This window comes from Gramella jeungdoensis (genome assembly GCF_023805255.1).
Taxonomy (GTDB): Bacteria; Bacteroidota; Bacteroidia; order Flavobacteriales; family Flavobacteriaceae; genus Christiangramia; species Christiangramia jeungdoensis.
The window spans coordinates 490745-515000 of record NZ_JAMSCK010000004.1; the positions used below are offsets into that span (position 1 = coordinate 490745).

Sequence of the window (24256 nt, forward strand, 5' to 3'; positions counted from 1 at the left end):
ATTTAAATCATGAAAATATTTGGTTCCCCTTCAAAAAATAAGGATACAGAAATACTCCAAACTTCCCTGGAACTTTTCAGAAGGCATGGAATTACCAGTGTGTCCATGGACGATATTGCCTCAAAACTTAGGATATCAAAAAAGACGATATATAGAAAATTTGAAAATAAAGAAGAGTTAGTAGAGAAGGTCATTGACCATTTATTTGCTAAGCATTTCAGATTCTTGGAAGATTCTGATCTGGAAAAACTGCCAATTAGAGATAGAATTAAAAAGATATATAATTACGGAATTAAGGAGATGATACAGTTTGAACCTGTCTTTTATATAGATCTAACTAAGTATTATCCGGCCGCTTTCCTCAAATATAAGGTTCATCGAAAAACGATCATATTTAATAAGATAAAAAGCATTCTTGAAGAGGGGCAAATTAAAGGTGATATAGACAAAGATCTAAACGTTAACCTTTTCTGTGAATTAAATCTACTTAATTTGGATAGAATTCTTTCGGAGAGTAGATTATCCAAACATCACTCACCTGAGATTCTTATGAAACATACAGTAGGAGTAAATTTAAATGGAATTTTAACCCCTTAGTTAACTATTTTTTCGCTTAACAGTTATGAGATTTTAAAGAATTAGAATCAAAAAAAGCACCGAAAGGTGCTTTTTAAAACTTATTAATAAACGCAAGCTCAACTTTGATCATCAATACTGGCTTCCGGTGCATTTTTCATTACCGATGCGATCCCATTTTCCATGGCTGAGGCAGATGTATATACTTCACTAGTTCCTATAACCTGACCATTAGGGGATTTCAAGTTGAATTTATGTCCTATCGAGTTTTGTTTCCGCTCATACCGTTCATCCGATTGAGAATTACTGCGAACCGATTCTATTCCATTTATGCACGATGGTTTGGCCTTATAGCCTTCACTGCTTAGGATCACCTGTCCATTAGAAGCTTTCAGATTAAACCGAAATTCTCCTGCTTTGTCTTTTTTGATCTCGAATTTTCCCATGATTGTAGTTGTATTTTGACTTAAGATACTAAAAACCAGTATTAACTTTAAACAGAATCACAGTCAAATTAAACAAAAACAGATTTTTTAAGTTACCATCATAAACTTTAATAAGACTCCACATCAAGCTCATCAGTCATTACTTTAATTCTTTAGTTTCCGGCTTTTAAAAGTGGTAATTATCAAAAAATACGGCTACAATTCTATTATTTAATTAAACCAATTCAATTTTGAATAGTCAAAGAAAGTAAACATAATATTTTTTACTTCGTATTCTTATAAAATTAGTCCAATTAAATGAAATTCTTACTTTTTCTTTCTTTTTTGTTTTTGTCCTTTATTGGATATTCACAAGAATTTATTATTACTGGTAAAATAATTGATGAAAATGGAGATCCTTTAGAAGCGGCGACTGTTTACCTTGAAACATTAGCAGACAGTAGTTTGGTAACTTATTCCATTTCGGAGAAAAATGGGAATTTTAGGTTATCTGGTGAAACCGGAGCAGAAAACGCTAGGCTTTTTATATCCTTTGCCGGATACCAATCCTTTGCTGAGAATATACATATCAAAGAAAGGATAAACTTGAATACCGTAAAAATGCAGGTTCAGGAAAATCAGCTGGATGAAGTTCTTCTTACCGCCAAAAGTCCTCCCCTTTCAATTAAAAGAGACACACTTGAATTCAATGCCGATTCTTTCACTACCCGCCCCGATGCCAACCTGGAAGAACTCATGAAAAAACTTCCCGGGGTAGAGGTAGATAGTGATGGAAATATTACAGTGAACGGGAAGCCCGTGTCCCGTATACTTGTAAATGGCGAGGAATTCTTTGGAGATGACCCTAAGATAGCCACGAAGAACCTTCCCAAGGAGATCATCAATAAAATACAGGTGACCGATACAAAAACCAAAACTGAAGAGTTCACGGGTAAACCGGGAGATCCCGATAATAAAACCGTTAATATCACCATTAAAGAGGATAAGAACAAGGGGTATTTCGCTCGGGCTACGGCCGGTGGTGGGACCAACGAAAGATATGAGCTCAGTGCTATTGCAAATTACTTCAAGGATGATCTAAGACTCAGTGCACTGGGAAGTTCAAATAATATCAACAGTTCAGGATTCAGTTATGATGAGGTGTATGGAATGATGGGTAGAAGCGCCGGAAGAAATGTTTTTGGAGGTAACCGTGGCGGTATTACCAAGTCGGAGACCGCGGGACTTAACTTTGTTAATAAGTGGAAAGATAAATATGAAGTTAACGGCGATTATTTTTTTGGACGAAACGACACTGAGAGCAGAACACGAGTTTCCAGAGAAAATATTCTCCCGGATTCTACATATTTCACTAATTCAGAACAAAGCCAGAATCTTATAAATGATAGTCATAGAGCTAACTTAAGGTTCGAAGTGGAATTCGATTCCCTCACACGTCTTTCAGTAAGACCACGATTTGATATGAATATTGGAGAATCACATCGAAACAGTACGGCAGAGTCTCTTAACGAAAACCAGGAGCAGATCAATGTCACAGAAACACAAAGCGACGAAGAACTTGAAAGGACGAACTTTAGTAATGATATAGATTTCATTAAGCGATGTGGAGGCAATGGTGCTTTTCTAAGACTGGAATTTTCCAACTGGCACAGGGAGCAGAAGAACGATAACTTCTTTTATTCTGAAAGTGTCTTTAGGGAAGAAGGTGGAGAGAACATTGAGATCCAGGATCAGTATATAGATGAAGATGAGAAAGAGAATTCCTATTCATTTGAAGCAAGTAACCGAAGCGTACTGGCCACCGACTTTTTTCTCGATATTTCTTATGACTTTGATTATTCAAATTCAACGAACCAAAGATATGTTTATGAAGCTGATGAATCCAGCGGCGACTACAGTATTCTGAATAATACCTTAAGTAACGATTTTGAAACGACCAGCAGGAGGCATACGCCAAACATAGGACTTAATTATGAAGGAGAGATCTGGAGAGTCCAAACCGAAATAGGACTTCTATACACCGAACTTCTAAATACAGATAATCTTCAGGATAACTCTTTGGATAACAGTTATAATAATCTGTATGTAGAAGCTGAGGTTCGTTATGAGGTAGAGCGTTCCAAAAGTCTATCTTTTGAATATGAGACCGATGTGGATATACCTTCCATAAGGCAGCTGCAACCCGTAGAAGACAGAACCAATCCTCTGAACATTGTTGTGGGTAATCCTGGTCTTGAGCCATCTTACCGCCAAAGTTTTGGCTTTAATTATCGAAATTTTGATTTTGAAACCAGAACGGGGATCTTCACCTGGGCCAATTTGAATTTAACCGATGAAAGAGTTGTTTCTGTAACTACGCTAAATGAAGATCTTGTGAGAACTACTACATTTACAAATGTTGATGGTACTGTGAATGCCAGTGTCGGGGCTTTTTATAATAAACAAACCAAGAAGGAGGAAAAAGAGTTTAGGTACAGGATGGGCCTTAGAGCTAATTATGATAAGAATGTGGGGTTCACTAATGGTAAAAAGTATGAGGCTTACAGGTATCGGTTAAATCCGTCTGTTCGCTTTACCTATGCAATTGAAGATCTTATCGATATCAATCCCAATTATAATATAACCTATAACGAAACAAGATATGATATTAACCCAGACAGGAATGAAAACTTCATCGATCACAGGGCCGGGCTGGAAATTACCTCTTACTGGCCGGAAAATGTGATCTTCGGGAATGATATCTCTTTTAATTATTTTGGGATAGCATCCCCAGGCTTCAAGAACTCTTCCTGGTTCTGGAACATGAGCCTTGGCTATCAATTTATGGAAGACGATACCACCATCAAGCTTAAAGTTTATGATGTGCTGGACCAGAATATTGATACCCGTCGTACTATTGGGGACGATTTTGTTCAGGATACCAGCAGCCTCATCCTGACCCGTTATGCGATGTTAAGTTTTACCTATAAACTTGATAAGTTTGGAGGAAAAAATTCTCCAAATAATAGAAGACGATGATTAATTAAAAAAAGACCTACTTTCAGCTGTACCACTAAGGTTTCCAATCATATCACTGACTATATCGTCCAAATGAAACTCGGGTTTCCAATTCCAGTCAGACCTCGCCGTACTATCGTCTATCGATTGTGGCCAAGTTCGGGCAATTCCCTCCCGTTCATCCGGGTTATATTCAACCCTGAATGAAGGAAAATAAGACTTAATGCGATCAGAAATATCGGATGGTGAGAATGAAACTCCAGCTATATTGTAAGATGTCCTGATACTTAATTTATCTTCAGGAGCATCCATTAATTCCAAAGTAGCCCTAATTGCATCGGGCATATACATCATCGGCAACGTTCTTCCAGAAGAGAGAAAGCAGGAGAACTTTTCTTTGCATAAAGCTTTATGGAAGATATCTACCGCATAATCCGTAGTTCCTCCACCTGGAAGTGAATTATACCCAATCAAACCTGGATACCTTACACTGCGCACATCCACTCCGTATTTATTATGATAATAATTACACCAGTTCTCCCCTGCCTGTTTAGAAATACCATATACCGTTCCAGGAACGGCCCAGGCATTTTGTGGAGTATTAACCAGTTGCGAATCCACACCGAAAACAGCAATGGAAGAAGGCCAGAATAGCTTAAATCTGAAAAGCCTGCTTAATTCAAGCACCAATAATAAACTTCGCATGTTAATATCCCAGGTGTTTAAGGGATCATTTTCTCCATTGGCTGACAGGATCGCAGCCAGATGATATACCCGGCTGATATTTTCCTGTTCAAGAATGTTAGTAAGTTCTGTTTTATCAAGAACGTTCAGTGTTTTAAATCTGCTAAACTCCAATCTGGACCTGGTCTTAGGATTAATATCTGTGGCTAAAACAGCATCTCTTCCATATTTATCAACCAGAGCACGGGTTAACTCAACTCCGAGTTGTCCTCCCGCACCAGTTATTAAAATATTTTCTCCACCATTAATCATCACTATAACTAAAAAGGTTTAAAAAGTTTATATTTTATATTCACCTTCCTTAATAGGCTACTCTATTATTCATTTAAATTAACTGTCGTAGTTCCTCCACCGGCTAAGGACACATCCACAGGACTATTCGTCTTCCATGCTCCTCTAGTAAAATCAGGAACATCTACTGATTGTGCTCTGTTATTAACTGAATCAACGGAAAGAGGAGTAATAGCACTCCATAATGCAGCATCATAGACATCCTGATCTAAAGGAAGCCCATTTCTAAGACAATCAATTAATCGCCAGTCCATGATAAAATCCATTCCCCCATGGCCCCCTACTTTCTTCGCCATATCACCTACTTTACGTACAATTTCCGGTGTATATTTGTCTTCAACAGCCTTAAGTTCTTCCTCGTTTAACCAGGAATGTCCTTTAGAGATACGCTCAGGACTTGGCCATTTCCTAGCAAAGGCTTCAGTACCACTAACTAAATGTATTCTGGAATATGGCCTAGGTGATGTCACATCATGCTGCACCATAATACTCTTTCCATTTTTAGTTTTGATCAAGGTCGTGTTCATATTACCTCTATAATCTCTACCCACGAACTGATCATAAAAGCTATCTTCAGCTGCTAATTCTCTTGCTTTTGCTGCCATATGAAAATCATTACTGGAAAGTGAAGTTAGATAATCCATTTGATCTCCACGATTAATATTCATTATCTGACATATCGGTCCAAGGCCATGGGTTGGATATAAATTTCCATCACGTTTATAATTTTCCCTTAATCGCCACATATCCTCATAACCATCTTTACTAAAATTAAGGTCTAATAGATTGTGTATATAGGCACCTTCCCCATGAATAATTTCTCCGAAATAACCCTGGCGTGTCATATTTAAGGTTAAAAGTTCAAAGAAATCATAGCAACAATTCTCCAGCATCATGCAATGCTTCCGGGTTTTTTCTGATGTTTCAACCAACTCCCAACATTCATCAATTGTTTTAGCTGCCGGAACTTCTACTGCCGCGTGTTTTCCAGCTTCCATAGCATACACTGCCATGGGTGTATGCCAATTCCATGGGGTAGCAATATAAATTAGGTCCAAATCCTCACGATCTACCATCTCTTTCCAAGCATAATCGCTACCTGAATATAAATCAGGATTATGTGAGGTTCCTTCTAACATTGCTTTGGCCTGTTCTGCCTGCTTTGGCCTAAGATCACACAAAGCTTTAATTTCCACTCCTTCAATCTTGCTCATTCGATTAACAGCACCGGGGCCACGCATTCCTAATCCAATAAATCCAATTCTCACTGTATCTAATTTTGGAGCCGCGTATCCGGACATATTAAAGCGTTGTTCCCTTAATTGACGGGCTGATCCCAACAATTGGTCGGTGCTTTTACAGCTTACCAAACTACCACTTAATAGTCCTAATCCTCCTACTCCGGTTAATCGTAAAAAATCTCTTCTGTTATTTTTCATAATTTCTATAAATTGAAGTTCTATGGTTTTAAAAATTGATAGGTCTTTTTCGCATTCAGATAAAATATTTTCTCAACAACCTTTTCGGGTAGATTGAGTCCCTGAAATTCCCCTTTAAATTCAGGAGCGGTTAAAGTCTGAGAGGTGGCGAAGAAATCATAGTGAAAATTCCATAAGCGTTCGAATTTCTCTGCTATTTCTTCTGCCGGGATAGTTCCATCATCTATTACATCAGTTCCATAAATAATCCTATCCTGATATTCTATACAGAAATCACGAACATCTTTCCAGTTATCTTTGGCTTGAATTTGCAAATGGCAGACTCTTTCCGCTACATCAGTTAATGTATTTGGAAATCGATCCAGACGTTTGGCTACTTCCTGAATACTCCATTCCATACTAAAAAGATGCAGACCTACATATGTGAGTTTAGGAAACTTTTCAAGCATATTGTCGCGTGCCTCCATCTGTTCTTCGTAGGAAGGATATTGCTTTTGAAGATACATATGATATTCAGGATGTTCTCTAAAGTAATTACGGTCTGAATCAACGGTCATTTCTTCTAAGGGTAACCAGCAATTCCTTGGTTCTCCCTGATGACCAATAAGCATGATTTTATTATCCTGAAGATATTCGAAAATTGGATTAAAAATGGGATCATCAATCATTACAAAACTGCCATCCTCATGGTGATAGTCAAAGCCTAAATCTTTCCATATTTTAACACCCACTGCGCCATTATTTAATCCACGTTTTATTTGGGCAATGGCATCATCAACGAATTCTGGTGTACCCCATTTTTTAAAATTAAACGTAGTGAAGTATTTTACCCTACCGGGGTATTTTTTCTGAAGGGACAGAATTACTTTTTCCTGTTCTTCAATTTCATCAAAAAATGGAATATTCGTATTAATAGAAAGAAAACCAGCATTATACTCCATCATTTTCTCCATTTTTTCAAAGGAGAGTGTATTTAGATGTACATGTGCATCTATAAATTTTGGTATCATAGTGTTTTCTTTTAAAAGTTAATTTCTATTAAATCACCAGATCAACAACTCAATTCTTAAACCTGGAGTAGGAATAAAGCAAGCCTGAAAACAGGCTTGCAATATCATCTATTTATTATTTTGAACAATTTGCAATTTTGTCTTAACCAATTTTGTTATTTCACCAGTAGCCACTGGAAAAACTTTTCTAAGATCTATTTCTTCATTATTCCTTAATTCACTTTGTAAGGTCTTCATAAAAATATTCTTGATTTCAGTTGCAAGATTAACTTTACAAATCCCTCTAGATATAGCTTTTTGCATTTGGGAGGCCGGGACTCCAGATCCACCATGTAAAACTAAACTAGCATCGGTTGATTTAGAAATCTTTTCAAGTAGATCCAGCTGTAATTCAGGTTCGCTTTTATAAAATCCGTGAGCTGTACCAATCGCAACGGCCAGCGCATCAATTCCCGTTTCATCCACAAATTGTTTTGCCTCCTCTGGTTGCGTAAAAACCTGTTCATCATGTGACTGGCCTAATTTGGCTACATAACCCAGTTCAGCTTCAACGTGCGCTCCATAAGATTTTGCACGTTTTACTACCTCTTTGGTTATTTCAATATTGTCTTTAAAAGGCAATTCACTCCCATCTATCATTACAGAGTCAAAACCGGCATCCAGGCATCGTTGTGCCAATTCTACAGAGCCACCATGATCAAGATGGATCCAGCCTTCCACACCAAATTGCTTCAACCCTGTCCGACCTAAATTCACAGCCGTTTCCAGCCCCATATAATCGATAGAACTTTGCGTAAGCTGTAGAATTAAAGGTTCATTCAGTTCAGAAGCAGCATTAAGTACACCATGCAGTGTTTCTAAATTATAAAAATTGGTAGCCAGTATTCCACGGCCTTCACTTCGCAATTGTTGTAATTTTTCTTTTAGTTTCATTAAAATTCTTTCTTTCTGATTTTATTCAGTTTTCCTTCTATATTCTCATTCTTAGCAAATGCCCCGGTACCACCAGCAGCAGTTGTACTCAGGGAGCCGGTAAGGTTAGCATAATCCAGACACTCCGTTAAAGAAGCACCATCGAGGTATTTTTTTAAAAAGCCCGCATTAAATGAGTCACCAGCACCAATAGCATCCACATATTTGTTATTTAGATAAGGTTTAAGAGCAATATCTTCTGACTCATGAATTACTCTTCCTCCTTGATCTCCTAATTTTAAAGCAAGGATATTTGTAAACTGTTTTATATGATTTATTGCCTCTTCCAAACTATTTCTTCTACTAAGCCTTAAAAGCTCCTTTTCATTGGGCAAAAAAACATCTACAAATGGCAGGCACTCCTGATAATTAAATTTCCATTCATCTTCTGGATCTACTTGTAAATCCAAAGAAGTGCTGATTCCAGCCTCTTTAGATTTTTTAAATAATTCTACAATATCGTTTTGAATTCCCGGCTGTAAGAAATAATTCGAAAAATGTAAATGATCGAATTCCGTTAAGTTATTCCAGGGCACGTGTTCGATACTTAATTCATTCATCGCACCACAGTAAGTAACATTAGCCCTATCCTGGTCATAATTCATCACCACTGTTATTCCTGTTTTATTGATTTCAGAAAGCTGAACAAAACGCGTATCAACATTTTTAGTGTGGAGCTCTTTTAAGATAAATTTTCCAAAACTATCCTTTCCTAAAAGACCACAGAACGATGTTGACACACCAAGAGCTGCAATATTAGTAGCTAAAATTGCAGATGAACTTCCAAGAGTGAAATCCATCTTATCTGCAATTTTCTCAGAACCAATTTCAGGAAAACCTTGGATATTATTTAAGATAAGGTCTATATTTAATTCCCCGACAACCAGGATTTTCTTCTTATTCATGAGTTTCAATTTTCACTGTTTTAATTAGCCTCTCTACATCTGTTTTTTTCAACATCCCCAAGTCTTTATTCAGACAATTGGCTGTGCCACATGCAGCACCCCAGGCTGCAACCTCTTCGAGAGTCAATTTTTTATTCAGCGCATAGAGTATACCTGCTGTTAAACAGTCTCCACTACCTACTGTACTTATGATCTGCGCTGGGTCTATGTCGATTTTTGCTTTAATAATAGTTCTCTTGTAAGCGAGTTCGAGTCCTTCACTTCCCCTGGTCAGTGCAATTAATTCTACCTTGTCACCTAAAAATTTACGTAGTGATTTAATATCAGAGGAACCACATAAAGCTTCAGCCTCTTTATGATTAAGATGAATTCCAAAAAAGCCTACCTTCAATGCCTCTTCCAATTGTTTTCCTGTACAGTCAAGAATCACCTTCGTACCTTGTTGCTTTGCAAGTTGGATCAATCTTCTATACCCATCTTCAGGAGCTTTGGAAGGCCATGAGCCAGACATACTTATAAATTCAGCATCTATAGACTGTTCCTTGAATTCCTTGAGAAAACTTTCAAAATCCTCATTAGTGATAACCGGACCTGGTTCTAATAATTCTGTATGATTTAAATTCGGATTATTTGAAATGAGGGTATAGCATCTCCTGTTATTCTCCTCTAATTCAACTCCACCAAACTGAACAGCTCTTGACTGAAACTGCTCCTTAATCCATCCCCCTGTATGGCCACCCCAAAAACCTAAAACCTTTGAATCGACTTCTAACTCTGCCAGTGCTAAAGCAACATGTACACCTTTACCCCCCGGAAATTCTTCAATCATCGAGAACCGGTTAACAGTTCCTTTATTAAAGCCATCAATCCAGGCGTAGCAGTCAATGGATGGATTTGGACAAATACTTAAAACCATTTCCTCTATTTATAATTTTTGTGGATATATTTTCACGCCTTGTACTACTCGGGAAATAGTACCAGATACTGAAGGATTGTCCGGATCTAAACCTAGATTCAGGCTTTTATAAAGACCTAAGAGTTGTCCAATAAGGGTAGCAGGAACAACAGCAAGTTGTTCTTCTGAGTTTAAATGAAGGTCAATATTAAAGCACGCATTTAATCGAGGATCTTGTTTTCTTCCCACAGCGACACATGGTATATGGTTTAACTGTTTCGTATTACTATCGGCGAGATCAAATTCATATTGAAAAACATGATCATCGGTTGAAAACAAATAAACCAATAAGGTCTTATCATTAATTACAGCCCGCGGACCATGACGAAAACCTAAAAAAGAATCATGTTTGCATATTACTTTACCATCAGTTAATTCCTGTAATTTTAGATGAGATTCTCTTGCAATCCCCACAAGTGGACCGGATCCTAAAAAAACGACCCTTTCAAAATCAGTATTTGCAATTTCTTCAAAAGACGCGCTCTTTTCCAATATATTCCTTGCACTGCTTGTTATGGATTTAATTGAGCTTTCTTTTTCCTGAATATTATCTAAATCGCTAATTAATAAAATACTCAAAAGCATAGAAGTGAAACTACCCGTCATGGCCAGGCTTTTATCGTGAGCATCTTCCGGTAGTAATAAACCATATGACTTATTGCTTTTTTTAGAGGTATACTTCATTAATTCACCCGCATGGTTACAGGTAATTATTAGATGGTAAACTTCATCACAATACTGATCAGCAAGGTTCACAGTTTCAATGCTTTCCGGGCTATTACCGGAACGGGCAAATGAAACCAATAGAATAGGATGATTCTTCTGAAAAAAGAAGTGCGGATGCGTAACAATATCCGTGGTACTAACTGCCCTAGTCTGACAACCCGTATTTATTTGAGTGTAAGCCTGTGCGGCCTCTCCTAAAAAAGCAGAAGAACCTGCTCCAGTTAGAATAATTTCAAGGCCCTTTTTCTCCATTAATGGACCAATGAATTTCTTAAGACTTTCACTTTTCTCAAGTATTAATTTATAAACATCCTCCCATAGGTTGGGTTGATTGTTAATTTCTATCTCCGTAAATGATCTTTTATTTTTAATCTTCGTCATATAAAAATGTAAAATTCTATTCTTTAGTGTGTTAGAGACAGATAACTATCATTAAAAATTATTTTAGAATAATTTGATTATTGATGTTTCTGGCTTTGATTTTTCAGAAAACTGAAATTCTGATTATGTGTCCTTATAGAATCCATCATATGGATTAAATTTTTTGTTATGTCAGGATACTGTGCAGCAATATTATTTTTTTCTTGTGGATCCAACGCTATATTATACAGTTCCACATGAGGATCAACAGTATTTATTTGTAGTCTAATTGCTTTCCACTCATCTTTTAAAATGGCCTGTTTACCACCAGATTCATGAAACTCCCAATACAGGTATTCATGTTTTTTCTGCTTTTTGCTGTCACGAAGTGTAGGTAAAAATGAAATTCCATCCACAGCAGGAAATTCTTGATTTAATCCAGAAACTTCTGCGAAGGTTGGGTAAAGGTCCCAGAAAGCACCTTGGAATCCGGAAGTACTACCGGAAGCAATTTCTCCAGGCCATCTAACAATGAATGGAGTTCTGATTCCTCCTTCAAATAAATCTCTTTTCACCCCTCTATACGGTCCACTACTCTCAAAGAAATCTACATCTTCCATTATACGCCCACCTTCCAGATGTGTACCGTTGTCACTTGTGAAAATAACGATGGTATTATTATCATAACCTTTCTTTTTAAGAGCCGTCATTATCTGACCTACATAATTGTCTATACTTTCAACCAATGCAGCGTAAGCTGCTTTCGGATGTTTTTGCGCGCCATAATGTCTCCCTTCCGGCCAGGCTTTTTCCGGTTCATATTTACTCACATTATCAGACAACATATGGTTGCTTATAAACTTGTGGGGCACCACCAATTCTGCATGAGGAATTGTAAGAGATAAATACAGAAAAAAAGGCTTGTCATGGCTGGAGCTTTCAATAAAGTCAACAGCAGCTTCTGTAAAGATCTCATTTGCATAGCTACCTTCAGGGGTATTCAATTTGGTCATTTTTCCATTTTGTATAACATCTAATGAGTCCGGTCGCTGGAAATGTGCATCTACATGATGAAGGTGACCAATGAATGCATCCCAACCTCGTTTTTCCGGCGAACCTGTACTACCTTTAAGACCCAGACCCCATTTTCCAAACATCGCATTTGTATAGCCTCCTTCTTTCAACATTTCAGGTATAATCCTTTTAGAGGAATCCAGGGGAAATTCTCCATTTCCTCGTACTTTTGTATGTCCAGTATGTTGGCCTGTAAAAAGTGCGGCCCTGGAAGGAGCACAAACTGTGCTTCCTGAATAAAAGTTATTAAATTGCATTCCTTCCCTAGCAAGTCTGTCAATATTAGGAGTAAAAAAGATATCCTGTCCGTAAACACCAATATCTCCTATCCCAAGATCATCTGCCATAATCAAGACAATATTAGGCTTGTCCGCCACCTCTGTTTTATTTTTTGTGGCCTTGCAGGCTACCAAACTAAAGCTGAGTAACACATAAAGAATTATATTTTTTCTAAACTTTAAAGTCATTTCAAGAATAAGTAATATATCAATTATTGCTGCTTATTGAACAGGTGAAATAATATAGGAGAAATTATAATCTTTAAATTCCATCCTGTATTTTTCAAGTGGTAAAGTTCCCCAACTGTTTATACCCGCCACCCCCATCTGCTGCAAGTCAATATCCAAGTGATTAGCATCATCTTCTACCAATAGAGATGAATGTTCCTGACCTTTCTCTGAAGTAGGATACAGATCTTTTAGCTTATATGGCAATAATGAAAAATCAATTAGTTTATCTGTAGCGATAATTCTAATGCCATTCTTTCCATCGGTTATTTTCACCCATCTAACATCTGTCTTATTTCCTGATTCCTGTGGCCTCACATAAGGATGGTACTGATCCTCTACTGAAGAACGATAAATATCCACTAAAGCACTTGATTTACGATCCTCATAACTTTCCCATGGTCCCCTTCCGTACCATTCTATCTTGTCTAGGTTTTCAGGTATCACTAAAGAAGTACCGAATTTAAGCACCATATTATGTTCACTTTCTTCGTTTAGAACCTTAAAATCATTATCCACCAGGACCTTCCCATCAGCATATATATTAATGGTTTGAGTGAATTTAGCATCACCTTTCAGGACATCAAACAATGTTACAATTTTATAACTTCCGTCTTCCGCTGTAGAATGATCAAAATCTACAAGCTGAAGCCCAGGACTTTTCAGATAGTCGATCTTCTTGTTCAGACCAGCCCCAAAATCATTGTCTACCAGAGGGCGAAAAAGGGAGAGTTCCGGGCCTTTCTTTATAAGTACATCTCTTTTATATGTATAATCAAAGAATCTTCCTGTACTTGTATCAAACTTTATGGTGAATGAACCTTTAGAAACATCCAGGGTATTTTCATTTTCTGTTATTTCAAAAGTTTCAGGCTCCAGTCCTATTTTTTCAGAAACATAGGGAGTAATAGCAAATTCTTCTTCTGCTAATTTTGTACCTTCAGTTAGTAAGCCTTCGTCATGCGTTAAACTAGCTTCTACTTTCATCCTGTATTCAGCTAATGTATCTTTAGGTAATTCAAAAGGCAAATCAATCATCGTTCGGTTACGTGGCTGAAGAGGGATACTTTCTAGACCTGCCGAATTAACCTCTTTGCCATTCTTCAACATCACCACCTTATAATTGAAGTTTGATAAATCTTTAAAAAAGTGTTCATTAAATATTTCCAGTTTTCCTTCCTGGATATTTAACCTAAAATCGATTTCCTGATAGACTTTGCGAACCTCATATGCATGAGGGTTCCAAGTACGATCAGGCATTATCACTCCATTTATAAGAAAGTTATTATCGCTTGGCGTAGTTTCATCACCCCAGTCTCCTCCATAACCAAAAACTTGTTTACCATTGATTTCTTTATAAATTCCCTGGTCGACCCAGTCCCAGATATATCCACCTTGTAAGGAAGGATACTTTTCTATCACATCCCAGTATTCCTTGAAATTCCCCATACTATTCCCCATGGCATGGGCGTATTCACTCATGATATATGGACGTTTTGGATTATGAGTAGCATAATATTCCAAATAATCCGGATGAGGGTATTGCGGCACAATAATATCGGTATTCCACTCCGTAGTAGATCTTTCATATTGAACTGGCCGGGACGGGTCGAATCCTTTTATCCAATTGTATGCTTTATAAAAGTTGTATCCATTCCCAGCCTCATTACCCATACTCCAGGCTACAATAGAAGGGTGATTTTTATCCCTCTCTACCATCCTTTTAATTCTCAGCATATGAGCATGCTCCCATTCAGGATCGTTCCCAAGCGTTTTTTCAGGATCATAGTACATCCCATGAGATTCAATATTCGCCTCATCTATTACATATAATCCGTATTTATCACATAACTCATACCATCTGGGATCATTAGGATAATGAGATAGTCGAACAGCGTTCATATTTAGCTGCTTCATTATTCTCAAATCGGTTATCATTTGTTCTTCAGTAACAACATGATGGGTCTCCGGATGAGATTCATGGCGGTTTACCCCCCGAAATAATACAGGTTCACCATTCACTAAAAATTGATTACCTACCACTTTGTAAGTTCTAAAACCTACTTTCTGATTTAGAGACTCCACTACATCTCCATTTGGATCTAACAAGTTAATCTGTAATGTATATAAATATGGTTTTTCAGCAGACCATGCATGAACATTTGGTAGTTGTTCCTGAAACCTAAGAATAGTTTTCCCCTGCTTCCTATTTAAACCTATAGCTGTTTGCGAGGAGGAGTAAAGAGTATATCCATTCCCATTTAGTAATTTAGCTTCAACTCTATAGTCTCCATTCTTTTTATTTTCCCGATTCCAAATTTCAATATCGAATGTTAGTTCTCCATCTTTGTAATTATTAACAAGTGGGCTTTTTACAAAGAGGTCATAAAAATGTACCGAAGGACGGGCATATAAATAAACATTTCGCTGTATTCCACTAATACGCCAAAAATCCTGGGCTTCAAGATAACTTCCATCACTCCACCTTCGCACTTCTACTACAATCAAGTTTTTACCCGGTTTAACAAATTCTGTGAGCTCAAATTCAGATTCGAGCTTACTATCTTCCCCAAGTCCAACATATTTACCATTAACATATAATCGAAAAGCTGATTTTACTGCTCCCAGGTGAATAAACACCCTTTTATCATTCCATTCATCTGGAATGACGATTTCTTTCCTATACACACCAGCCGGTTGCTTTTCATTTTCGATAAATGGGGGGTTAGGATTATCAACGGCGAACTCGAATGGGTGATTTACATAGATGGGTGTTCCATAACCATGGAATTCCCAATTTGCCGGAACCTTTAAATTATCCCAATTCTTATCTTCAAACTGAAGAGTCTCAAAATTTTCCGGAAGATTCCTATAATGCTCCGTCCAGAAAAACTTCCAGGTGCCATTCAAGTTAACGAACCTTTCCGAAAGCTCTCTATTATTTATTGTTGCCAATTCTTTTGTTTCGAAAGGAAAATAGGACGCCCTCATAGGTAGACGGTTTTCCGCCTGAAATTTGGGATTCTCAAAAACGGAGACGTCCTTTAACTGTCCCCGCGAATTTTGAGGAAAGCAAAAGCATATCATCAACAAAAAAATCCCTAGGTTTTTAACATTAACTAATTCCATCAAACAAATTTTCTACAAAAAAAACTATACGTAAGTTTTAATCTTTCATTTACAAACTTAATTATAATTTTCAATTTTGCACAACTTTATTGAAAAACTTCAGGAATTTCACAACAAATACCCGTATAAACACTATAAAAACTGACTTAAACAATATAAATTAGGAATAATAAAAAGTTCAGCACACTGAATTTTTCACATATATTTTATAATTAATTTTTGTTTTTAATATTTTTTTATAGTTTAGCGAAAGAAATCGTAAATTTATTTATTTCTTTTTCTGATTATATATCCAAACTAATTACTCTTTAAATTATTAACTAACATGAAAAAAAAATTAATCATTCCTATTTTCTTATTGGTCCTCCAAGTCTTTTATGGCCAGGACGATCAAATAACTGTTAGCGGTATAGTGACTGATTCCGAGACAGGAACCCCAATTCCTGGAGTTAATATTCTTGAAAAGAATACAACGAATGGGGTTATGACGAATTTCGATGGTGAATATACTATTCAGGTAGCTACGAATGCTATTCTGGAATTTTCATTTCTGGGTTACGGAACAAAAGATTTAGCTGTAAATGGTAACAATACCATAAATGTCACTTTAAGCACCCAATCAGCTGATCTTGACGAAATAGTGGTCGTCGGTTATAGTTCTAAAAAGAAATCTGACATAACCTCATCGGTATCTGAGGTGGATGGAGATGAACTCACGGACGTCACATCACCTGATGTCTCTACAATGCTACAGGGAAAGGCTTCTGGAGTCCAGATCGTTCAGGGATCTGGACAACCAGGTTCCACTCCCGCAATTAGAATTAGAGGGTTATCATCGATTAATGGTAGTGTTAGCCCTTTATGGGTGGTCGACGGAATGATTGTTCATGGAACTCCAAATTTAAATCCAAACGAAATAAAATCTATTTCGGTACTAAAAGATGCCTCTGCTACAGCATTGTATGGATCTCGTGGAGCAAATGGTGTCGTGGTCGTAACCACTAATCAAGGTACCAGCGGTGTGGATAAACTAAATTTAAGCTCGAGAGTAGGATTCTCCTATTTGAATCAGGGAAATTTTGAGGTAATGAATTCACAGGAAATGTATGATTATTATCAGAATTTCAGTAATCAAGATGCAATACCAGAAGGAATCACGGAAGATGTGTTAAATAATGACTTTGATTGGATAAATAATGGTACACAAACGGGAGTAGTACAAGATCATAATATAACGTTCACAGGAGGAAAAGATAATTCTAAAACCTTCATTTCGCTAGGACTCTATGATGAAACCGGTGCGGTTAAAGGCTTTGATTACAACCGCTTAAGTTTTCGCTTAAATCATGATTACGAAGTTTCAGAGCGATTTACTTTAAAGCCCAAAATAGCTGTTAATTATAGTACTCGGTTTAGTCAGCAACATTCACTTTATCAAATGTATCTAAATATGCCTTGGGATAGTGCCTTTGATGAAGAGGGAGGTATAATAGATCCTCAAAATCCAGAAGTTGTATGGTATGGAAGAGACAGAAGTAATTATTTGTACGATTTACAATGGAATTATAGTGAAAGTAATGAGCTTAATGGTTATGGTAATTTCGATTTTGAGTATGAATTAACGGATAATTTAAGATTTATTTCTACGAATGGAATCACCTATTTTAGTACTAATGGAAAATCCTACACCGATCCCGCATCAAATAGTGGTCTAGCCAATAATGGTGCTCTTTCAGAGTACGGTCAGCGACGTATAACTACTTTTACTAACCAAATGCTTAAGTATTCCAATGTTTGGGACAAGCACACGTTAGGAGTACTAGCGGCTTATGAATATAACGATTACCAATATGAAAGTACAAGTGCTACAGGATACGGTATTATTTCGGGAACCGAAATTCTAAATAATGCAGCTACTCCAGCAGCAGTCGGAGGTTTTAAAAATGAATATGCATTACAATCCATTTTATTTAATGCAGATTATTCATATGATGAGCGATATCTAACCCAATTTTCAATTAGACGTGATGGCGCTTCAAATTTTGGAGAAAACCATCAATACGGAACCTTTTACTCAGGTAGTTTAGGATGGAACCTACATAACGAAAGTTTTTTCCAGGCAGACGATATAAATCAATTTAAATTAAGAGTAAGCTACGGTTCTGTCGGGAATAGACCTAGTTCTCTATACCCTCAGTATGGACTATACAATTTAAATAATACATATAACGGATATCCTGCTACGACACCTTCACAATTAGGAAATGATGATCTATCATGGGAAAAATCTTATCAAACAAATATAGGTCTTGACACGCGCTTCTTTGATAAACTTAGTGTTTCTATAGAATATTATAATAAAGACACCTCAGACCTTCTCTATTTTGTAAGCCTTCCCTCCACTACTGGATATACTGGCTATTGGGAAAATATTGGAGGTGTTAAGAATAATGGTTTTGAAGGTAATATTGCTGTAGACATTGTATCGACAGAAAATGTATTCCTAAGTGCCACAGGAAATATAGGATTTAACACCAACGAGGTAACTGAACTGTTCGAAGATCAACAAATTGACCGTGGCACAAAAATCTCAAAAGTAGGGGAAGATTTTAATTCCTGGTTTATGAGAAAATGGCTCGGAGTGGATCCAGAAACTGGAAACCCTCTATGGGAAGTTGTTAATCCTGAAACTGGCGAAAGATCTGAAACTACTGACTATAATGCAGCTACCAAGCAAATCGTTGGTACCTCTTCCCCAGATTTCTACGGTGGATTCGGAACAAATTTTCAATTAAGAGAATTTACCTTGACAACGAATTTTGCTTTTTCTTATGGAGGCGAAATTTATAATTCAAGTAGGGAGTTATATGATGCCGATGGCGCCTACCCTACATATAACCAACAGGTACTGGCTGAGGCATGGACTAGATGGGAAGAACCTGGAGATATCGCTACTCACCCAAGATTAGTATATGGAGGTAACAATCTATCCAATAAAACCTCCTCAAGGTATTTAGAAGATGGCAGTTACCTAAGACTTAGAAATATCCGTGCAGGCTATACTATTCCACAGAATTTAAGTAATGAGGTAGGTTTATCCAATGCCGAAGTTTATATCTCAGGCGACAATTTACTGACTTTAACCGGTTATTCCGGCATGGATCCGGAAGTCGGTGCTGACGGGTTTTCCAGTACTCTATACCCGGTTTCTAAGAAGTTAATTTTTGGAGTCAACTTAACCTTTTAAAAATCAAAAGATGAAAAATATATTTTATTTACTAAGTATTATAGGCTTATTATCAAGCTGTGACATAGAAAGATTTCCTTACGATTCGGTTGAAACAGAGGAACTGCTTGCGAGCGAAGGAGGATTAGAATCTGCTACCTTGGGCAATTATGCTATTCTGAAAGGTGATGCCAACGGAAACGGTTTCGCCCAGCAGTTACACCGACTTAGTGAGTATCCTGGAGATAATGTTTCCTTAAGTGGTACCACCACTGACCCACTCTTTTATACTTATAACTACAATAATATTGCTACCAATTCTAGGACAAATAATTTTTGGATTTCTTCTTATAGAGCAATCGTAGGAGCCAATAAGGTTATTGAATTAGCCGAGGAAGGCCGTTCACCTGAAAGGGATCAACTAATTGGAGAGAATTACTATCTAAGAGCTTTAACTTATTTTCAATTAGCTAACATTTTTGGGCGGCCTTATTCTCACGGAACTTCCAATCTCGGTGTGCCGCTCAAATTGACTTCAGATATTAATGATTTACCTGACAGAAATACCGTTGGTGAAGTTTATTCCCAGGTGGTTTCTGATTTACAGAAAGCAGAATCTTTAATGAATGAACCAAGAGAAAACCCCTATGCTTCTAAAGCAGCAGCTCAGGCTTTACTCTCCAGAGTTTATTTATATATGGGTGAGAATCAGAAAGCAATTGAATATGCAGATAAAGTTATAAACTCCGGTAGATTTAGTCTTCTGAGCAGTTCCCAACTTCCTGATTATTTTCAGATGTCTCCTGAGGATAATCCCGAAACAATATTTGCTTTCCGCTTTTTAGAGGAATCTGATTATAATCACGGATGGTATACTGTTGGTTCTCTCTATGCTAGCATTGAAGGAACAGGCTGGGGTGAAATGTATGCATCAAGATCATTTCTTGATCTCATTAACAGACATCCTGAAGATGTAAGAAAATCTTTTATTGATCCTCAATATATAATGGACGAAAATGGCAATAAGGTTCCAGCGGTATTTTGGATAGATGAGAATTTCAAATATCAATTCAGAGTCATCAGTGAAAGAGGAGATAAACTATACATAACTCATAATGAAACGGAAAAAGAAATTATCCAGGATCAAGATGGCAACTATTACTTTAATGATTCCGCGGGAAACAGAATAGATGTAACAAAAGATTACGATGTATATAAAAGAAACGGATATCCCAGATATTATATTCTAAAAACTTCATTGCAGGAGGGCGTACCACATTTATGGTCCCCTGTGGTTTCTAGACTAGGAGAATTATATTTAAATAAAGCAGAAGCTTATGCTAAGTTAGGAAATACTGAATTAGCATTAGAAAATGTTAATGTTATCCGGGAAAGAGCTGGAATCCCAATTTATGAATCGCCAGCAGATTTTCCTGAGGGCTCAGATATTCTAGACATAGCACTTACCGAAAGACGACTTGAGCTTGCTTTTGAGGGACATAGAAAGTTCGATGTCTTTCGTAATAATAGGACAATGAACAGGGAGTATCCTGGAACCCATCTTTTAGGCAATAACCCATGGGAAGTAATTCCGCCAAGTAGTGATAGGATTATTGAATATATTCCAGAGAGTCAAATTAATGTGCAGCCATCTCTTCAACAAAATCCATAAATAGAAGTTCATGACATTATCGAAACTTAAACTTATACCATTCTGTTTTCTTTCTGGATTTATTCTACTTATATCCTGTTCAGCTGATGCTACGTACTTTCAAACTAATAAAAAGGGATCTGAAGAATTGGTTTTGAATATATCTATACCACCTGGGGGTAATACCTGGGTGGTAAATGATATTTCCGCCAATAGCACTTTAATCTCGGAAGAAGGAGTGAAAAATTGGGAAAACTCTGATCATCTTTTAAGAACATATTTCAAGGTAAACCAATCCGGTTCTTTACATGTAGGTCTGGAAATAAAAGTTCCAAAAGGGCAATCCAGAATAAAAGTAACTTTAGGAGATGAAAGCAAAGAAATATCTGTTAACAATACAGATTACGAAGTTATACCTGTTGGAATATTTAATCTTTCTTCTTCAGGTTACCATAATATTCAAATTCAGGGTCTTGAAAAAGAGTCGAATATCTTTGGTGAAATTAAGAATTTTGTAGTTGGGGGAAATGCTACTTCATCTGGTTTAACCATGGTTGATGATGACTTTTATTGGGGACGGAGAGGGCCTTCTGTTCACCTTTCTTATGACATCCCAACCGAGAAAGATATTCAATGGTATTATAATGAAGTTACAGTTCCAGAAGGCCAGGATAAAATAGGTTCTTATTTCATGTCTAATGGTTTTGCAGAAGGATATTTTGGGATGCAGGTAAATTCTGCATCTGAAAGGAGGATTTTATTCTCAGTCTGGAGTCCTTATGAAACGCAAAACCCAGATGATATTCCGGAAGACTATAAAATTATATTATTAGGAAATGGGGAAAATGTCCATGTGGGGGAGTTTGGCAATGAAGGCTCCGGAGGTCAAAGTTACTTGAGATATGATTGGAAAGCAGGCAACACCTATAAATTTCTTTTAAAAGGTGAACCTTCTGAAAACAATTCAACTGATTACACTGCATATTTTTACGCTCCGGAAACTGGTGAATGGCAACTAATTGCAAGTTTTAGACGTCCTTATACATCCACTTACTTAACTAATTTTCATTCATTCTTAGAAAATTTTTCTACAGAGCATGGCTTCGAAGAACGTAAAGCTTTATATGAGAACCAATGGGTGAGAGATATCGATGGTAATTGGATTGAAGCAACTAAAGCAAAATTTACTGCTGATGCTACAGCCAGATCAGGTAATCGATTAGATTATGCAGGAGGACAGGAGGAAAATCGTTTTTTTCTAAAGAATGGAGGTTTCTTTTCAAATAATACATTAATTGATTCAGAATTCGAAAGAAGCCCTAATAGCGAAGCTCCCAGTATTGATTTTTCATTGCTGGAAACACCATTGGTTCAAATTTCCGTGGAAGAGCCCTCTGAAGATTTTTTTGATAAGACGGAATGGGAGGTTATAGATTTTAGTTCTGAAGCTATACAGGGAGAGGGTGATAACGGATTAGCTTCCTTGATATTAGATAGTAATGCAGGGACCTATTGGCACTCTTGTTGGTCAGGTTGTCATTCAGAACAGACCTATCCACATTTCCTTACAATAGATCTTAAATCAACTTACGAGGTGAATGGTATAGTATTTCAGCAAAGAAATGGCTCTCGAAAAATACAAGACCTAGAAATTTTATACAGTGATGATGGTGAAAACTGGTATTCTTTAGGCAATTATATTCTAGAAAATTCCAGCTCCACTCAAAGTTTTAATTTACCTGAACCTGTTTCTATGAATTACTTAAAATTAATCGCAAATAGTTCATATGATGGTCAGGAGTTTGCGGCTTTAGCTGAAGTCAGTCTCTTTTAAAAAATAAGAATTGGTTTAATCAAAAGCTATTGATTATTGGAGCGTTTAATCCTGATATTTGGTCTTGTGATTATTAGGAAACCATAAAAATAATAAAGGAATAAAATCATTTTAATAGTCTTTAATGATCTATGAAAAATAACGGTTTATATTTATTTAATTATAAAATACTCGTACTTCTTCTATTTACTCAGAATTTTACCCAAGCTCAAAATAGACAGTTAGCTCCCACTCCACCCATGGGTTTTATGACATGGAATTACTTTGCAGATGATATCACGGAATCTGATGTAAGATCAATTGCTGATGCGATGATAGAAAATGGTTTGGTAAGCCTGGGATATGATCACATTTTTATAGATGATGGCTGGCAGGGAGGTCGTGATAAACGAAATAATATCATACCCGATCCAGAGAAATTCCCATCTGGCATAAAAGCACTTGCTGATTATCTTCATAGTAAAGGAATGAAATTAGGAATTTATTCAGATGCCGCCCAATTAACCTGTGGAGGATATACGGCAAGTTACGGTTTCGAAGAACAGGATGCTAAAACTTTTGCAGATTGGGGAGTAGATTATTTAAAATATGATTACTGCGGAGCTCCTGCAGATCAGTCCACCGCTATTAAAAGATATAAGAGAATGGGCAAAGCTCTCCAAAATTCAGGAAGAGATATTGTATTTGCAGTCTGTGAATGGGGTCAAAGAGAACCATGGAAATGGGCAAATAATGTAGGTGGTCATTTATGGCGTACTACATACGACATCCGAGATAAATGGAGTGCAAATGCTCCTCCAGGAACAGATTTACACAAGGAAGGCATTGGTTACGGGATCTTAGATATTCTAAATATAAATGCCGAGTTAGATGAATATGCTGGTCCTGGAAACTGGAATGATCCTGACATGCTGATAGTGGGGCTAAATGGAAAAAAAGGGCCCTCTGGAGATCTTGGTGGAACTGGGTGTTCTATGGTGGAATACCAGAGTCAAATGAGTCTTTGGTGTTTAATGGCAGCTCCATTAATGATTAGCAATGATATCAGAAATATGGATGATGACACGAGAAAAATTTTAATGAATAAAGATATTATTGCCATAGATCAAGATCCACTTGGTATTCAGGCAAAACGTATTATCAATAATGATAATCTGCAGGTTTTTTTAAAATCCCTTGAGAACAACGAATATGCTATAGGAATATTGAATACAACAAAATCGAATCTATCAGGTCAAATTAAACTTTTAGAAATTGGTCTTAGGGGGAAATTTAACTTCTACAATGTTTGGAGTAAAGAAGAACATAAAAATCAAAACGTGATAAAATATGATCTTGAATCTCATGAAACATTAGTTCTCCGACTTACCAAACGGAACTAATTTTTCAAATCCGGGTTTTCTGAGATTACTTAA

The 24256-nt window shown here is 36.8% G+C and carries 16 protein-coding genes; 6 read left to right on the forward strand and 10 right to left on the reverse strand.

Features of this window, described 5'->3' with window-relative positions; genetic code table 11:
• Positions 1–9: 9 nt before the first annotated feature.
• Entirely contained in the window at positions 10–597 is a 588-nt protein-coding gene (locus NE848_RS13205; protein WP_252114349.1) for a TetR/AcrR family transcriptional regulator, read from the forward strand.
• Between the two features lie 98 nt (positions 598–695).
• On the opposite strand, the gene NE848_RS13210 is transcribed toward NE848_RS13205, so the two are convergent.
• Positions 696–1022 carry a YegP family protein gene (locus NE848_RS13210; RefSeq protein WP_252114351.1) on the reverse strand — a complete coding sequence of 109 codons (327 nt, stop codon included), beginning with the start codon at positions 1020–1022 and terminating at the stop codon, positions 696–698.
• A gap of 297 nt (positions 1023–1319) precedes the next feature.
• Here NE848_RS13210 and NE848_RS13215 point away from each other — a divergent pair, with 297 nt between their 5' ends.
• Entirely contained in the window at positions 1320–4040 is a 2721-nt protein-coding gene (locus NE848_RS13215) for an outer membrane beta-barrel protein (RefSeq protein ID WP_252114353.1), read from the forward strand.
• On the opposite strand, the gene NE848_RS13220 is transcribed toward NE848_RS13215, so the two are convergent.
• From NE848_RS13220 to NE848_RS13260, 9 genes are all read right to left on the reverse strand, one after another.
• Positions 4041–5015 carry an NAD-dependent epimerase/dehydratase family protein gene (locus NE848_RS13220; protein WP_252114355.1) on the reverse strand — a complete coding sequence of 325 codons (975 nt, stop codon included), beginning with the start codon at positions 5013–5015 and terminating at the stop codon, positions 4041–4043. It abuts the gene before it with no gap.
• A gap of 65 nt (positions 5016–5080) precedes the next feature.
• Positions 5081–6355: a Gfo/Idh/MocA family protein gene (locus NE848_RS13225; RefSeq protein ID WP_252114357.1), complete on the reverse strand. Its 1275-nt coding sequence runs from the start codon at positions 6353–6355 to the stop codon at positions 5081–5083.
• Positions 6356–6513: 158 nt separating this feature from the next.
• Entirely contained in the window at positions 6514–7503 is a 990-nt protein-coding gene (locus NE848_RS13230; protein ID WP_252114359.1) for an amidohydrolase family protein, read from the reverse strand.
• Positions 7504–7611: 108 nt separating this feature from the next.
• A complete protein-coding gene (locus NE848_RS13235; protein ID WP_252114361.1) occupies positions 7612–8436 on the reverse strand; it encodes a class II fructose-bisphosphate aldolase in 825 nt (274 codons plus the stop codon).
• A complete protein-coding gene (locus NE848_RS13240; protein ID WP_252114363.1) occupies positions 8436–9380 on the reverse strand; it encodes a carbohydrate kinase family protein in 945 nt (314 codons plus the stop codon). The genes NE848_RS13235 and NE848_RS13240 overlap by 1 nt, the downstream gene beginning before the upstream one ends.
• Positions 9373–10296 carry a 1-phosphofructokinase family hexose kinase gene (locus NE848_RS13245; RefSeq protein ID WP_252114365.1) on the reverse strand — a complete coding sequence of 308 codons (924 nt, stop codon included), beginning with the start codon at positions 10294–10296 and terminating at the stop codon, positions 9373–9375. Before NE848_RS13245 ends, NE848_RS13240 begins: the two co-directional genes overlap by 8 nt.
• A gap of 9 nt (positions 10297–10305) precedes the next feature.
• Positions 10306–11442, reverse strand: coding sequence for an SIS domain-containing protein (locus NE848_RS13250; RefSeq protein WP_252114367.1), 1137 nt, complete (start codon positions 11440–11442; stop codon positions 10306–10308).
• A gap of 77 nt (positions 11443–11519) precedes the next feature.
• On the reverse strand, positions 11520–12962 hold the full coding sequence (locus tag NE848_RS13255; RefSeq protein ID WP_279344057.1) for an arylsulfatase: 1443 nt from the start codon (positions 12960–12962) through the stop codon (positions 11520–11522).
• A 33-nt stretch (positions 12963–12995) separates the two neighbouring features.
• On the reverse strand, positions 12996–15992 hold the full coding sequence (locus NE848_RS13260) for a glycoside hydrolase family 2 TIM barrel-domain containing protein (RefSeq protein ID WP_252114371.1): 2997 nt from the start codon (positions 15990–15992) through the stop codon (positions 12996–12998).
• Positions 15993–16455: 463 nt separating this feature from the next.
• Here NE848_RS13260 and NE848_RS13265 point away from each other — a divergent pair, with 463 nt between their 5' ends.
• From NE848_RS13265 to NE848_RS13280, 4 genes are all read left to right on the forward strand, one after another.
• Positions 16456–19377, forward strand: coding sequence for a SusC/RagA family TonB-linked outer membrane protein (locus tag NE848_RS13265; protein ID WP_279344058.1), 2922 nt, complete (start codon positions 16456–16458; stop codon positions 19375–19377).
• A 10-nt stretch (positions 19378–19387) separates the two neighbouring features.
• Entirely contained in the window at positions 19388–21028 is a 1641-nt protein-coding gene (locus NE848_RS13270; protein ID WP_252114375.1) for a RagB/SusD family nutrient uptake outer membrane protein, read from the forward strand.
• A 10-nt stretch (positions 21029–21038) separates the two neighbouring features.
• Positions 21039–22841 carry a DUF3472 domain-containing protein gene (locus NE848_RS13275; RefSeq protein WP_252114377.1) on the forward strand — a complete coding sequence of 601 codons (1803 nt, stop codon included), beginning with the start codon at positions 21039–21041 and terminating at the stop codon, positions 22839–22841.
• A 131-nt stretch (positions 22842–22972) separates the two neighbouring features.
• Positions 22973–24223, forward strand: coding sequence for a glycoside hydrolase family 27 protein (locus NE848_RS13280; RefSeq protein WP_252114379.1), 1251 nt, complete (start codon positions 22973–22975; stop codon positions 24221–24223).
• Positions 24224–24256 lie beyond the last annotated feature (33 nt).

Excerpts from the sequence above, each read along its gene's own strand:
- NE848_RS13265 (WP_279344058.1), top strand. The coding sequence starts at position 16,456 with ATGAAAAAAAAATTAATCATTCCTATTTTCTTATTGGTCCTCCAAGTC.
- NE848_RS13255 (WP_279344057.1), bottom strand. The coding sequence starts at position 12,962 with ATGACTTTAAAGTTTAGAAAAAATATAATTCTTTATGTGTTACTCAGC.
- NE848_RS13225 (WP_252114357.1), bottom strand. The coding sequence starts at position 6,355 with ATGTCCGGATACGCGGCTCCAAAATTAGATACAGTGAGAATTGGATTT.
- NE848_RS13260 (WP_252114371.1), bottom strand. The coding sequence starts at position 15,992 with ATGAGGGCGTCCTATTTTCCTTTCGAAACAAAAGAATTGGCAACAATA.
- NE848_RS13220 (WP_252114355.1), bottom strand. The coding sequence starts at position 5,015 with ATGATTAATGGTGGAGAAAATATTTTAATAACTGGTGCGGGAGGACAA.
- NE848_RS13210 (WP_252114351.1), bottom strand. The coding sequence starts at position 1,022 with ATGGGAAAATTCGAGATCAAAAAAGACAAAGCAGGAGAATTTCGGTTT.
- NE848_RS13250 (WP_252114367.1), bottom strand. The coding sequence starts at position 11,442 with ATGACGAAGATTAAAAATAAAAGATCATTTACGGAGATAGAAATTAAC.
- NE848_RS13215 (WP_252114353.1), top strand. The coding sequence starts at position 1,320 with ATGAAATTCTTACTTTTTCTTTCTTTTTTGTTTTTGTCCTTTATTGGA.
- NE848_RS13230 (WP_252114359.1), bottom strand. The coding sequence starts at position 7,503 with ATGATACCAAAATTTATAGATGCACATGTACATCTAAATACACTCTCC.
- NE848_RS13275 (WP_252114377.1), top strand. The coding sequence starts at position 21,039 with ATGACATTATCGAAACTTAAACTTATACCATTCTGTTTTCTTTCTGGA.
- NE848_RS13240 (WP_252114363.1), bottom strand. The coding sequence starts at position 9,380 with ATGAATAAGAAGAAAATCCTGGTTGTCGGGGAATTAAATATAGACCTT.
- NE848_RS13235 (WP_252114361.1), bottom strand. The coding sequence starts at position 8,436 with ATGAAACTAAAAGAAAAATTACAACAATTGCGAAGTGAAGGCCGTGGA.
- NE848_RS13270 (WP_252114375.1), top strand. The coding sequence starts at position 19,388 with ATGAAAAATATATTTTATTTACTAAGTATTATAGGCTTATTATCAAGC.
- NE848_RS13205 (WP_252114349.1), top strand. The coding sequence starts at position 10 with ATGAAAATATTTGGTTCCCCTTCAAAAAATAAGGATACAGAAATACTC.
- NE848_RS13280 (WP_252114379.1), top strand. The coding sequence starts at position 22,973 with ATGAAAAATAACGGTTTATATTTATTTAATTATAAAATACTCGTACTT.
- NE848_RS13245 (WP_252114365.1), bottom strand. The coding sequence starts at position 10,296 with ATGGTTTTAAGTATTTGTCCAAATCCATCCATTGACTGCTACGCCTGG.